A 13434-nucleotide genomic window follows, 5' to 3' on the forward strand; every position below is an offset into this window, starting at 1 on the left:
ACAATACAACTAAAAGGATGGTAATGATGAAGAAAATACTAATGACAATGATGTTGTTCGCATTAATGGCTGTACTTGTAGCTTGTGGATCGAAAGACGAAGATGCAACAGACGATAAAACAACTGGTGACAAAACAGAGCCAAAAGTTGAAGAAACTGAAACAGCAGAACCAATGGTAATTACGCACGACCTTGGCGAAACTACAGTCGAAAAAAATCCTGAAAAAGTTGTCGTATTCGATTTTGGTATGCTTGACACGCTAGACGAGCTTGGCGTTGAAGTAGCAGGTGTTCCACAAAAGAACATTCCTTCATACTTGTCAAAATATGAAGATTCAAAGTATGTAAACGTTGGCGGTCTTAAAGAACCTGATTTTGAAGCAATCCATGCAATGAAACCAGATGTTATCCTCATCTCAGGACGTCAATCTGCTATGTACGATGAACTAAGTGAAATTGCTCCAACAATCTTTGTAGGAGTGGATACAACAAACTACATGGAGTCATTCAAAGAAAACATGGAAATGGTTGCTGAACTCTTTGGTAAGGAAGATGAAATGAAAGCAGAACTTGCAGACATTGACGAAAGAATTGCAGCGATTAATGAAAAATCAAGCAAGAGCGATGCGAAATCATTGATCATTCTTGGAAATGAAGGAAAAGTAAGTGCTTATGGACTGAGTTCACGTTTTGGTATTATTCATGATGTATTTGGCTTTAAAGCAGCTGATGAAAAACTTGAAGTATCGACTCATGGTCAAAGCATCACATTCGAATATATCCTTGAAACAAACCCAGACATTCTCTTTGTTATCGACCGTGACGCTGCGATTGGCGGCGATGCAAGTGCAAAAGATTCAATTGAAAACGACCTTGTGAAGAAAACAAGCGCTTATAAAGACGGTAAAATCATTTACTTAGATCCTGACTATTGGTACCTGTCTGGTGGCGGACTTCAATCTGTGAAAGAAATGATTAAAGAAGTCGAAGCGGTATTGTAAAAATAGCAAGAGAGCCGATTCACTGAAAAGTGAACCGGCTCTTTTTTTGTTGTATAGAAAAATATAAAACTATCGGCCTGTGGACAACCCTTAGCGAATTAGGTCGCATTTACACATTTACTATCTAAACACTGGGTATAATGATAGAAAATACAGAAAAATATGATAAGATTAATGTACTAGCCTAAAACGGAAATTAGATTTGAAATGGGGGGGGAAGATATGGGGAAATCTATTACGGTAAAAGCAGAAACGATTGAGGAAGCTGTTCGGCTAGCCTTATCGATTACAGAATTGAAATTGGAAGAAGTCCATATTGAAGTGTTGTCGAATCCGCGAAAGAATCTTTTTGGCTTACGAAAAACGTTGGCTGAAGTAAATGTTACACAAATCATAGAATCACCATCCGCTACGAAAAAGACGCAAGATCGGAATCTGGCAATCGAACAATATCTCGATAGATTAGTACCAACAGAAGGGACGAATCGGGAATGGAACGATGCCCAGCCTCTGGGTGGCCTGTCATCAGCAATTAGTAAAGTAGCTGGGGCACGTATTAGCAATGAAAAGATTGATATACAGTTTTTAGGTAAAAAATACCCCATAGTCGTTCCTGGTTCAAATGTTAATTTCTCAATCAATGGAAAACAAATAAAGCGGCAAACAATTATTTCACCTGGAGATAAAGTAGAAGTGACAGTAAGCGATGGGCTTATACCACCACATTTTGAAATTCAATTGATTGAGCATGACATGCTTGCCATGCTTATTTTCACACCTGGGAAAAAGGTGAAGCACACTTTACGCGATACGGAGTTCGAACAAGTTCTTCATATTGAAGCAGATGAGGAAATTGAGTACTACAATGATTTAGACCCTCAAGTAATTGTTGAACACCTGAAATCATTAGGCATACAAAAAGGGTTGCTCTTCCCGGCTATCAAGAAAGTGACGGACGCGATCAAACCGTTTGAAACGATTGTGGCAAAAGGGGTACCTCCAATTGAAGGACTGGATGGCGATTTAGAAATGCATATCGACTATCAGGAAAAAACACCGGGGGAATTGGAAAAGGTGGATTTTCATGAGATGAACCTGATTGTGTCGGTAGAAGCTGGACAAGTCATTGCAACCTATATACCACCAGTTCAGGGAACACCAGGCAGTAGCCTTCTTGGGAAAGCGATTCCTGTGAAAAAGGCGAATGACATTGTCCTGCGTCTTGGTGTAAATGTAACGCAGGTGGACAATGATATTGTTGCAGCGATTTCAGGGAAACCATCCGTGGAATGGCGAAATAAGCTTGTGAAAATTGATATCAATCATGAATTTCATCACCAAGGGGAAGTCGATATGGCGAGCGGAAATATTCGCTTTGAGGGGAACGTAAGTATACAAGGGAATATACAACCTTCAATGTTCGTGGGGGCGACAGGAACAGTTAACATAGGGGGGTCTGTGACGAAAGCGACGATTCATGCCATGAAATCGGCTGTCGTAAAAGGGAATGTTTTTTCCTCCACAATTAGCGTCGGGCAACATGAGTTTATAATAGGAGAACTAACAACTCAACTTAGTGAAATTAAGGGGTATCTGGAACTAATTCAAGCTGCAATCCAACAGATACTCCTGATACGGGGAGAGACGGACGATAGCCTCAGTTCAGCTGAGTTGAACCATCTTATTAGGCTCTTGCTCGAAAAGAAATATACGGCATTCCAAGATTTGAATAGGCACTTCCTCCAAAAAGTTAAAAATCATTCTCTCCAGTTGCCGGTAGAATGGAGTGAAATGGCAGCCAAATTATATGAGGTATTTATAACTTCTGAAAATAAGCAATTGAAAGACATGGGTGGTTTCGAACTTTTAATCGGGGAAGTAAAAACGCTTGTGGAATTGTATGGTGAGAAAGCAGCTCCGAAATTATACCTTTCAGTACCCTATGCTATTAATAGCGTGTTATATAGTAATGGCAATATTGAGGTGACCTCGAAAGGGCTTTATCATAGTTCGGTTACAGCAGGTCACGATATAAAAGTGCGTGGTGTTTGCCGCGGTGGGGAAATCATCGCAGCCAATAAAATATCCCTCCAAAATACAGGGTCCGTAAACTTAATTAAGACAGTTGTCCGAACAGGAGAAAAAGGGAATATCACAATTGGGCATGCGCATGCGGGAACAGAAATTCATGTTGGAAATAGGTCTTATACATTTACAGCCAATGAAATGGGTGTTTTTGCTCGTCTGGATGATGAAGGAATGCTATTGATAAAATAAAGAATACCTGTTGAACATGAAAATAGTACAGGCCAGATGTTGAGTTAGGGAAACTCATAGCATACAATAGTTCTAACCTAGAAATAGAAAGAAGATGTATACATGGATGGAAATGTACTGTTTGCATTCGCCCTTACTCTTTTTGCGGGACTTGCAACGGGAATCGGTAGCTTACTTGCATTTTTCACAAAAAGGACGAATACAAAGTTCCTCTCGATAGCCCTCGGATTTTCAGCGGGCGTTATGATTTACGTGTCACTTGTCGAAATATTTGTAAAAGCTAAAGATGCACTTGTGTTAGATTTGGGCTTAACCAATGGCTATTGGGTGACAATTGCCGGCTTTTTCGGCGGAATGCTGTTGATTGCAATTATCGATCGTCTGATTCCTGCGATTGGGAATCCGCATGAGGTAAAGAGTGTAGAAGACGTGAATGCAGGTCCGACGAATGACGAATATGCCAAGCTGAAAAAAATGGGTATGTTTACAGCCCTCGCTATTGCCATACACAACTTTCCAGAGGGAATTGCAACATTCACTTCGGCGTTGCAAGACCCTACGCTTGGAATTGCTATTGCCATCGCAGTTGCGATACACAATATTCCAGAAGGGATTGCTGTCGCCGTACCTATTTATTTTGCGACGGGTAATCGTAAGCAAGCATTTAAGTTATCGTTTCTTTCTGGATTGGCAGAACCAGTTGGTGCGATTGTGGCCTATCTTATTTTGATGCCTTATTTGAACGGTATTATGTTCGGCGTTATCTTTGCTGCTGTAGCAGGAATTATGGTATTCATTTCAATCGATGAATTACTGCCTGCTGCTCGGGAATACGGCGAAGCGCATTTGTCGGTCTACGGTTTTATGGCTGGAATGGCAGTAATGGCTGTTAGTCTCGTGCTTGTCGCGTAAAAAAACCTTTGTGTGGATTCGGTGTGTAAGGTATAATGACAGGTGTAAAGACACCAGGTTACACACTACACTACGAGGGGTAGAGACGTTATGAAGAAACAGAAACAGGAAATTTCCCGAAATAAATTATTAGGGCTTGCGGGAACGGGCTGGATGTTCGATGCAATGGACGTCGGAATTCTGTCGTTCGTTATCGCGGCACTTGCAGTAGAATGGCAGTTGACGCCATCTCAAATGGGTTGGATAGGCAGCGTCAACTCGATTGGGATGGCAGTTGGTGCATTAGGATTTGGAATGCTTGCGGATAAAATCGGTAGGAAAAACGTATTTATGATGACGCTTGTCCTGTTCTCTGTGGCTAGTGGATTATCTGCGTTGACGATGACGCTTACTGCTTTTCTGATCCTCCGCTTTTTTGTCGGAGCAGGACTTGGTGGCGAGTTGCCAGTCGCATCGACATTAGTATCTGAAAGCGTTGAGGCGCATGAACGGGGGCGTGTTGTCGTGCTCCTTGAAAGTTTTTGGGCAGCAGGATGGTTGCTCGCCGCAATCATCGCCTACTTTGTTATTCCGAACTATGGCTGGAGAATTGCGTTAATTATTACAGCATTGCCGGCATTTTACGCCATCTATCTTCGACGCAGATTACCGGATTCTCCGAAGTTTGAGCTGGATGGCAAACCGAAACAGTCAGCTGTAGAAAAGATTAAAACACTGTGGTCGAAAAAGTATGCACGACGAACACTCATGCTTTGGATCGTCTGGTTCACGGTAGTATTTTCATATTATGGCATGTTCCTGTGGTTACCAAGTGTTATGGTAATGAAAGGCTTTGATTTGATTCATAGCTTCAAATACGTTCTTATTATGACGCTTGCTCAATTGCCAGGCTATTTTACAGCTGCTTGGTTAATCGAGAGAGCAGGACGGAAATTTGTTCTCGCCACGTATCTTCTTGGAACTGCAGCAAGTGCATTGTTCTTTGGTAACGCAGAAACACTTCCATTGCTTCTCACTTCGGGTGCATTGTTATCCTTCTTTAACTTAGGTGCTTGGGGAGCTTTGTACGCGTATTCACCAGAACAATATCCGACTGCAATCCGGGCAACAGGATCTGGAATGGCGGCAGCGGTTGGCCGTATTGGCGGTATATTCGGACCGTTACTCATCGGTACACTTCTTGCGGCAGGTTACGGATTCGATTTGGTATTCGGTATCTTCTGTGGCGCGATTATTATCGGTGTGATAGCCGTTGTCTTTTTAGGGACAGAAACGAAACAGACTGAATTGGAATGAATGATGGCCTGCCTTTTGTGATGAGGGCAGGCTTTTTTAAAATTAATCAAATGAAACTTCCACCGCTATTCATCCGTAAAAGAAGGTAAGGATAAAGGGGATGAGAATATGTCAGTACGCGAACTTACTGTATCTATTTTACCAGCGGCGGCAATGGATGTTATTGAGCAATTTGTAGTCAGAGGGAGTATCAGTGGAACGCTTGTCGATCGGTATGTGAGGCGGCTAGGCGATTACGAAGTCCATGTCCTAGTGTTGGAAAAGTATTATATGAGGTCCAGCAACCGCGCGTCGCTTACTGTGACAATCGATAATTTAGAAGGACAAACGAAAGTCCATGCGGTCGCATCCGGCGGTTCAGAAGGGATGTTCCTGCGCTTTGATTGGGGCGCTGGAAATAATTTTGCAAACAGTGTGGAGTCTGCATTGGGATCGTATATAGTGGGTTAGAATGAAGAGATAGGCAAAAATAATCAACGCAACAAACCAATAGCGACATAGTCCAGAGTCTTTCCTTTTGATGGAAAGGCTTATTTTGTTAAAATGAAAACACAAGAGAGGGGTGCTTAGATGTTCCGTATACCTGAATCGATTGCGAACCTTGGCCGGGAACGGATAGAAGGTTTTCCTGTGGAGGGGTTTATTTACGGAGAAGGTCCCATAAAACCGGAGCTGATGCTAATCGGCGAAGCACCTGGTGAATTCGAATTGGTTGATGGTATTCCTTTTATCGGTCGTGCTGGGAAGGAACTGATGAAGTCACTCGAGACAATCGGTTTAACACGTGAAGACGTTTATATTACAAGTGCAGTCCGCAGCAGGCCATATAGATGGGGAACGAAAAATAACCGTGACGGAACCACGACAGAACGGAAATATAATCGGCCACCAACCATGAAAGAAATTTTGGCACATGCGCCAGTGCTCGATTATGAACTAGCAAATATTGAGCCGAAGCTCATTGTCACGCTTGGTAACGTCGGATTGCAACGATTACTTGGCAAAGAGGCGAAGGTGACGGAGCTTCACGGGCAGCTGTTGGATCGCCCCATTCAATTTTTAAAAGAATTAGATGATACGAGCTTCAACTTGACACAGAAGTTGTACAGGATAGTGCCGACATTTCATCCCGCGTCTATCTTTTACAGGCCGTCGCATAGACCCTCATTAGATGCAGATTGGTTGGAGATTGGCCGTATATTGGGGGAGATGAATTAGTGGAAGCGATTCATCATAAAAAAGTACTGATTATCGGTTGCAGTGGAGCTGGAAAGTCGACCCTGTCACGCAAGCTCGCTATGAGGTGGGGATTGCCTTTGCATCATCTTGATGCACTGTTTTGGAATGAAGGATGGATACCTACACCAAAACCGGAATTCCGTGAGATGTTGAAAGACGTGGTAGCGCAGCCTGAATGGATCATCGATGGGCATTTCAATTCCACACTTGAAATGAGAGCACAATATGCGGATCTAATCATCTTTCTTGATTTTTCGAACTGGCTTTGCTTATCACGGGTCACGAAGAGGGTATGGAGTTATTGGGGACAGACACGTCCAGATATGGCGGAGGGATGTCCCGAAAAGATTGATATGAATTTTGTCCGCTGGATTTGGCGCTATCCGAAAGACGTTCGACCGGGTGTGTTAGACATTTTGCAGAAAACTCAAGCGGATGTCGTACTGCTGAAGACATCGGTTGAAGTTGAAAGATGGTTAGCGACTACACCGCAAAGAAATACAAAAGGAGGAGTTCTATGATTCGCTTTGAAAATGTAACAAAACGTTTTGCGGATGGAACGGAAGCGTTGAAGAATGTGTCCGTGACAATCCCGACAAATAAGTTAACGGCCATTATTGGCCCTTCTGGCTGTGGAAAGACGACGCTTATGCGGATGATTAATCGGCTGGAAGTACCGTCAGAAGGCGCCATCTATATCGATGAGCTGCCAATCTTCGAACGAGACGAAGTGGAGCTACGCCGTTCAATCGGCTATGTTATTCAACGAATCGGTCTCATTCCTCATATGACGATTGAAGATAATATTGCACTTGTTCCTGAATTACTCAAGTGGGATAAAGAGAAAACTGCTGTTCGTGTCGATGAATTACTTGATATGGTGGATCTTGATCCGGCTGTATTTAAGAAACGTTACCCTTTTGAGCTATCAGGCGGTCAACAGCAGCGGGTCGGCGTAAGCCGGGCACTTGCGAGTGACCCGAACATTATTTTAATGGACGAACCCTTTTCGGCACTCGATCCTATCAGCCGTGAACAGCTCCAGAAAGAATTGAAGAAGCTACAGAAGAAAATCAAAAAGACAATTGTATTTGTAACACACGATATGGACGAAGCACTCGAAATTGCGGATGTAATTATCGTGATGCGGGAGGGGCAAATAGAGCAGATATCTTCGCCTGATGAATTGATTGAAAATCAGGCAAATGATTTCGTTCGTGAATTCATTGGACAGGAACGAATTGACAGACAGCGTAATTTCGGTCAGAGACCTATTAAAGAGTTCGTTAGATTCTATGATGAAACATGGACAGGCGAAGTAAGAGAAGTGACTTCAATGCTGACAGTCGATGATGCAATTACTGTCCTGGATGCCCATCCTAGCAGTCGTCTTGCCGTAGCTGAAGACGGAGTTGTGATTGGCTATATTGGTCATCATTCGCTCTTGCAAGCGTCAATGGATAACGGGAAGTGGGTGAAATCATGAAGAACTTTATCGAGACAGTGACTAGTCGTTCAGACATGATTACAGAAGCTTTTCTCCAACATATCTTTCTGTCTTTCGTAGCACTTGCCCTCGGGATACTCATTGCTCTACCAACTGGAATGCTGGTTGCCCGTCATCGTCGTTTTGCAGAGCCAATCATTGGTGTAGCAGCGATTTTACAGACGATACCAAGCCTTGCATTGTTCGGTTTTCTTGTTCCGTTAATCGGAATAGGCTCAAAAACGGCTCTTATTGCACTTATTATTTACGCATTGTTACCAATCGTACGCAATACATATGCGGGTCTTACAGGTGTCGATGAGGCGATTGTCGAAGCGGGACGCGGGATGGGGATGACGCCCAACCAAATCTTGAAGAAAATTGAGTTTCCGATTGCCTTGCCTGTTATCATGGCTGGTATTCGGACAGCGACTGTGCTGACGGTAGGTATTGCCACGCTTGCAACATTCGTTGGGGCAGGCGGACTGGGAGATGTTATTTATAGGGGTTTGCAATCTTATAATAATGCGCTTGTTCTTGCAGGAGCGCTGCCAGTTGCATTACTCGCCATCGCTTTTGACTTCATCCTAAAATGGGTAGAGAAGAAGGTAACTCCAAAAGGCGTACAACATTGATAGGGGGAAGAAAGATGAAAAAAGGATTAGGAATCATTTTAATGTCGTTGACACTGCTACTTGGGGCGTGCGGCGGAAAAGATGAAATTGTTATCAGTGGTAAGCCATGGACAGAGCAATTCATACTGCCGCATATTTTAGGGCAATATATTGAGGCAGAAACGGATTATAAAGTGAAGTATAAAGATGGTCTAGGTGAAGTAGCTATCATGACGCCTGCACTTGAAAAAGGCGATATCGATCTTTACGTAGAATATACAGGAACGGGTTTGAAAGACGTTCTGAAAGAAGAATCGAAAGCGGGAGAGAGTTCTGAAAGCGTTTTGGAACGTGTGAAAAAAGGCTATGAAGATAAATTTGGAGTGACATGGCTAGAGCCACTTGGTTTCGAAAACGGCTATACGTTGGCTTTCACGAAGGATAAAGAATACAATGCGAAAACATACTCCGACCTCGCAGGAATTTCCGCAGATGAAGAAATGATATTTGGAGCACCGCATGCTTTCTATGAGCGTAAAGGTGATGGCTATGATGATATGGTAATTTCTTATCCATTTACATTCAAAGACACGAAGAGCCTGGACCCAAATGTGATGTATGAAGCGGTGAAAAATGGGGATGTTGATGTTATTCCAGCATTCACAACAGACAGCCGTATTCAGATGTTCGATCTTGCCACAACGGAAGACGATCTAGGATTTTTCCCGAAATATGATGCAGCACCAGTCGTGCGTCAGGAAACATTGAAGAAGTTTCCTGAACTTGAAAAAGTGCTTAATAGCTTAGCAGGAAAAATTACGGAAGAAGATATGCTGAAAATGAATGCCCGCGTTGATTTGGATAAAGAGAAACCAGAAGACGTTGCCCGCGCGTTTTTGATTGAAAAAGAATTAATTAAGGAATAAAGAAAAGCGTAAGCGCCTTGGTAGAGGCGACAGGCATAAGACGGGCTAGCGAAGCAGCGTTCTTTGCTGCATAGCTGGACTGACTTATGACCCAAGCCTCTGGGCGCTGTAGCTAGACAATAAAGAAAAGCGCAAGCGCCTTGGTAGACCCGAAAAGCGCTGGAGGACCATAAGAGAAAGGCGCTTTTTGCCTTTAACTTAAGGACTGAAGCGACTCGAGGGGCTAGGCGCTGTAGCTAGACAATAAGAAAAGCACAAGCGCTATATACTTGGCACTTAACAAATGGAAAGCAAGTGGTTTTTTGTGATGGGATACTAGGAAGCAGTTTCTGATACCGCTTCGTCGCTTGGTGATGGCCTCCCGTAATGAGCCCGCCAGAAGATTACTGTCGGTCTCATTACTTCGGCTCACACTTGACGCTCCTTCGCTAGAATCATTCATCATACAAGGAGATTATTAAAGTTTCTATCGAATTCTAAATTAATAGTGCCTAGTATATAGATGCTGACCCAGGTCGAAAACCAAATACTTTAACTTTTAAAGAAAGAAACCGTTCCCGCAAGACTGGGAACGGTTTACTTAATTCATACAGGGTATTTCTCTGCATTTTTCTTCATCTTCGCACGTGCAGCTTCTTCCAAATCTATGCCGATGAGATCAGCGAATTGTAATAGATAAATAAATACGTCCGCTGCCTCATCCACGATTTCCTGTTTATTATGAGCGACTGCTTCTTCTCCAGATTTCCATTGGAAGTGTTCTAGTAACTCACTTGCTTCCAAAGAAATTGAAATGGCGAGATTTCGAGCATCATGATTTCCGCCCCAATTGCGAGCTTTCGTAAATTCACGTATTTCAGTTTGTAGCTTTTCCAAATTTATCTCATCCTTTCGACAGTTTTTCTTGATGTCCAGCTGCAGGCGCCAACTCCTCGGGACATTAGGCGTTTTATTGCGAGGGCTGTAGAACGCCCTCTCCACAAACCGTCGTATGCCTGTCGGAGCTAGACGGCGCCTTGTGCTTTTCTTGAGTATACGTTACTTAGACTTGTGATTCTAGGGAATACTAATAATGAAGTGGAGGGCGATTGCGATTTATACACCTATAGATAAATTATTTTTTGAGGCACCTGTACTCGAATTGGCCCGAAATTTGCTCGGACAGTATATTGTGCACAAACAGCCAGAAGGGGATATTGTGGTTCGTATTGTTGAAACGGAAGCGTATCATGGACCTGAAGACAGAGCGGCGCATAGTTTTGATAATCGTCGAACGAAGCGGACAGAAATCATGTTTGGAACCGCTGGACTTATTTATACCTATCAAATGCATACACATACCTTAATGAATGTTGTGAGCGGAGCAATTGGAACACCCCATGCCATTCTTATCAGGGCAGGAGAGCCAGTGGCTGGATTAGAACTGATACAGGAGAATCGCGGTCCTCATTTGAAAATGACAGATTGGACAAATGGCCCAGGGAAATTATCGAAAGCACTTGGTGTGACAATGAAGTATTACGGTCATCATTGGACAGATGAACCGCTATTTATTGCCGCAGGTGCTGCACCTAAAGAAATTATGGCAGGTCCCCGAGTGGGTATTGGAAACTCCGGGGAAGCAGTTCATTATCCATGGCGTTTTTATGAAAAAGATAATCCTTATGTCTCCAAGTATCGTCCTTAAGTTTAAATGTAGCTCAAAGAGGTATAGAACAAGAGTACAAACAAAAAAAGGAGTGCATTTAAATTGGCTAAAATAGCAACTTTAATCACGAATCTATTTGAAGACTCGGAGTACACGGAACCAGCAAAAGCATTCAAGGATGCTGGACATGAAGTAGTGACAATTGAAAAATCAGCAGGTGTAGAAGTGACCGGGAAGCAAGGTACTGCAAAAGTTAAGACGGATTTCGGCATCGATGATGTAAAACCGCAAGACTTTGACGCATTATTTATCCCTGGAGGATTCTCCCCGGATCAGTTACGTGCAGACGACCGCTTCGTGCAATTTGCGAAGACGTTCATGGATGATAAAAAACCGGTATTTGCAATCTGTCATGGTCCTCAGCTTTTAATTACAGCTAAAACCCTTGAAGGAAGAGATGCAACGGGTTATAAATCGATAAAAGTTGACATGGAAAATGCAGGTGTGAAATATGTGGATAAAGAAGTTGTCGTGTGCCAAAATCAGCTTGTGACAAGTCGTACACCTGAGGACATACCAGCGTTTAATCGTGAATCATTAAAACTTCTCGAAAAGTAAATAGTATTAGCAGAATAGCAAATAATACAAAGAAGGCCGATTATGCGGCCTTTTTTGTATTAGTAGGAGACTATAAAACTCAAACTGTGGAGAAGGTTTCACGTTTAAACTTCAATGCTTAAGGGGTGTGGGGGATATGCCAACTGAAACGCATCTCTGCTGTTCTGCCCTATATCTGCCGGTCTTGACTAGGCGCTTAAGTTTTTGTTATTGTTGAAAAGGTATCCGAAGAGTGATAAATTAGAAGAGTACTATAACACTTAATATTAAAAATGTGACGGTTTTATGGAGTTGCTAATTTTTAGTGCCGTGTACTAACTAGGGGGACATCATGAAAAAAGTACTTAAAATGGGAAGCGCTTTCATCGGTATAATCGTTGGAGCAGGTTTTGCTTCCGGACAGGAAGTTCTACAATTTTTTACAAGTTTCGGTCTTCTTGGTATTGTGGGGGCAATTATTTCGACAGCATTTTTTGCTTATCTCGGTATGGTACTCACTCGACTTGGAAGTCGTATGCAGACCACTTCTCATAAAGAGGTCATTTATAAAATAAGTGGTCGTTACTTAGGGATTATTGTTGATTACATAATAATTATTACGTTATTTGGTGTAGGGGTTGTTATGATTGCAGGGGCAGGTGCAAACTTGAACCAGCAGTTCGGGTTGCCGCCATTTGTCGGCAGTCTTCTTATGATTGTTCTTGTCATGTTGACGGTTATGCTTAATGTCGATAAGGTCGTCGGCATAATTGGAAGTATTACACCATTCCTTATTCTTGCGGTTGTCCTTGTATCTATTTATTGTTTAACAACCATGGACACTTCTTTTGCAGTCCTCGATCCAATTGCTCAAGGCGTAAAAACGACATTGCCAAACTGGTTCATCTCGGCAATCAACTATGTGTCGTTTAACATAGCTGTAGGAGCCTCAATGACCATTGTCATGGGAGGAACAGAGAAGGATGAGAAAATAGCGGCATGGGGCGGATTTGTCGGAGGACTTGGTTTAGGGATTCTTATCTTGCTTAGCCACTTGGCAATTTTCGCTAAAATCGAAACAGTTGGAGATGCTGAGATGCCAATGTTGGCAATCATCAACGATGTTTCGCCTATACTTGGCATATTCATGGCGTTCATCCTATACGGCATGATATTCAATACTGCGGTCGGCATGTTCTATTCTTTCGGAGCACGTTTCATTCAAATTGGTACGAAGAAATTCAATGTTTTCGTTTTGATCACCCTCATTATCGGATTTGGATTGAGCTTTGTCGGCTTTAAGGAACTTGTAGCTAAACTCTATCCAACAATCGGATATCTTGGTCTGTTCCTTGTTGTAGCGCTGATTTACGCATCATTCAAACTTCCGGCAAAGGTTAAGAGCTAAAGCTATTTCAAAAACAGGGACGGTCACGGA

At 42.8% G+C, this 13434-nt stretch carries 14 protein-coding genes; 13 read left to right on the top strand and 1 reads right to left on the bottom strand.

Annotated features, from left to right (window positions below):
- Nucleotides 1-26 precede the first annotated feature (26 nt).
- From H7992_RS02150 to H7992_RS02195, 10 genes are all read left to right on the top strand, one after another.
- Nucleotides 27-1001, top strand: a complete 975-nt coding sequence (locus H7992_RS02150) for a siderophore ABC transporter substrate-binding protein (protein WP_187047763.1) — start codon at nt 27-29, stop codon at nt 999-1001.
- Nucleotides 1002-1223: 222 nt separating this feature from the next.
- The gene (locus H7992_RS02155) at nt 1224-3278 is read left to right on the top strand and encodes a flagellar assembly protein A (RefSeq protein ID WP_187046528.1); all 2055 of its coding nucleotides are present in this window, start codon (nt 1224-1226) and stop codon (nt 3276-3278) included.
- A gap of 102 nt (nt 3279-3380) precedes the next feature.
- Entirely contained in the window at nt 3381-4190 is an 810-nt protein-coding gene (gene zupT / locus H7992_RS02160; RefSeq protein WP_187046529.1) for a zinc transporter ZupT, read from the top strand.
- Nucleotides 4191-4280: 90 nt separating this feature from the next.
- Complete coding sequence (locus tag H7992_RS02165; protein WP_187046530.1) at nt 4281-5486, top strand: MFS transporter; 1206 nt, start codon at nt 4281-4283, stop codon at nt 5484-5486.
- A gap of 108 nt (nt 5487-5594) precedes the next feature.
- Nucleotides 5595-5936 carry a DUF6054 family protein gene (locus H7992_RS02170; RefSeq protein WP_187046531.1) on the top strand — a complete coding sequence of 114 codons (342 nt, stop codon included), beginning with the start codon at nt 5595-5597 and terminating at the stop codon, nt 5934-5936.
- A 120-nt stretch (nt 5937-6056) separates the two neighbouring features.
- Nucleotides 6057-6704, top strand: a complete 648-nt coding sequence (locus H7992_RS02175; protein ID WP_067205154.1) for a uracil-DNA glycosylase — start codon at nt 6057-6059, stop codon at nt 6702-6704.
- Nucleotides 6704-7246: a P-loop NTPase family protein gene (locus tag H7992_RS02180; protein WP_255428562.1), complete on the top strand. Its 543-nt coding sequence runs from the start codon at nt 6704-6706 to the stop codon at nt 7244-7246. The genes H7992_RS02175 and H7992_RS02180 overlap by 1 nt, the downstream gene beginning before the upstream one ends.
- Nucleotides 7243-8211, top strand: coding sequence for an ABC transporter ATP-binding protein (locus H7992_RS02185; protein WP_067205158.1), 969 nt, complete (start codon nt 7243-7245; stop codon nt 8209-8211). Before H7992_RS02180 ends, H7992_RS02185 begins: the two co-directional genes overlap by 4 nt.
- Entirely contained in the window at nt 8208-8846 is a 639-nt protein-coding gene (locus H7992_RS02190; protein WP_187046532.1) for an ABC transporter permease, read from the top strand. Before H7992_RS02185 ends, H7992_RS02190 begins: the two co-directional genes overlap by 4 nt.
- A gap of 14 nt (nt 8847-8860) precedes the next feature.
- Nucleotides 8861-9751 (top strand): glycine betaine ABC transporter substrate-binding protein, encoded by an 891-nt coding sequence (locus H7992_RS02195; protein WP_067205163.1) that lies wholly within the window; start codon nt 8861-8863, stop codon nt 9749-9751.
- Between the two features lie 585 nt (nt 9752-10336).
- Here H7992_RS02195 and H7992_RS02200 read toward each other — a convergent pair.
- Nucleotides 10337-10672, bottom strand: a complete 336-nt coding sequence (locus tag H7992_RS02200; protein WP_255428661.1) for a nucleotide pyrophosphohydrolase — start codon at nt 10670-10672, stop codon at nt 10337-10339.
- Between the two features lie 151 nt (nt 10673-10823).
- Here H7992_RS02200 and H7992_RS02205 point away from each other — a divergent pair, with 151 nt between their 5' ends.
- From H7992_RS02205 to H7992_RS02215, 3 genes are all read left to right on the top strand, one after another.
- The gene (locus H7992_RS02205) at nt 10824-11438 is read left to right on the top strand and encodes a DNA-3-methyladenine glycosylase (protein WP_187046534.1); all 615 of its coding nucleotides are present in this window, start codon (nt 10824-10826) and stop codon (nt 11436-11438) included.
- A gap of 63 nt (nt 11439-11501) precedes the next feature.
- Entirely contained in the window at nt 11502-12017 is a 516-nt protein-coding gene (locus tag H7992_RS02210) for a type 1 glutamine amidotransferase domain-containing protein (protein ID WP_187046535.1), read from the top strand.
- 331 nt (nt 12018-12348) lie between these two features.
- On the top strand, nt 12349-13404 hold the full coding sequence (locus H7992_RS02215; RefSeq protein WP_067205169.1) for a YkvI family membrane protein: 1056 nt from the start codon (nt 12349-12351) through the stop codon (nt 13402-13404).
- The last annotated feature ends 30 nt before the right edge of the window (nt 13405-13434 follow it).

The sequence above is a fragment of the Sporosarcina sp. resist genome, assembly GCF_014302295.1.
Taxonomy (GTDB): domain Bacteria; phylum Bacillota; class Bacilli; order Bacillales_A; family Planococcaceae; genus Sporosarcina; species Sporosarcina psychrophila.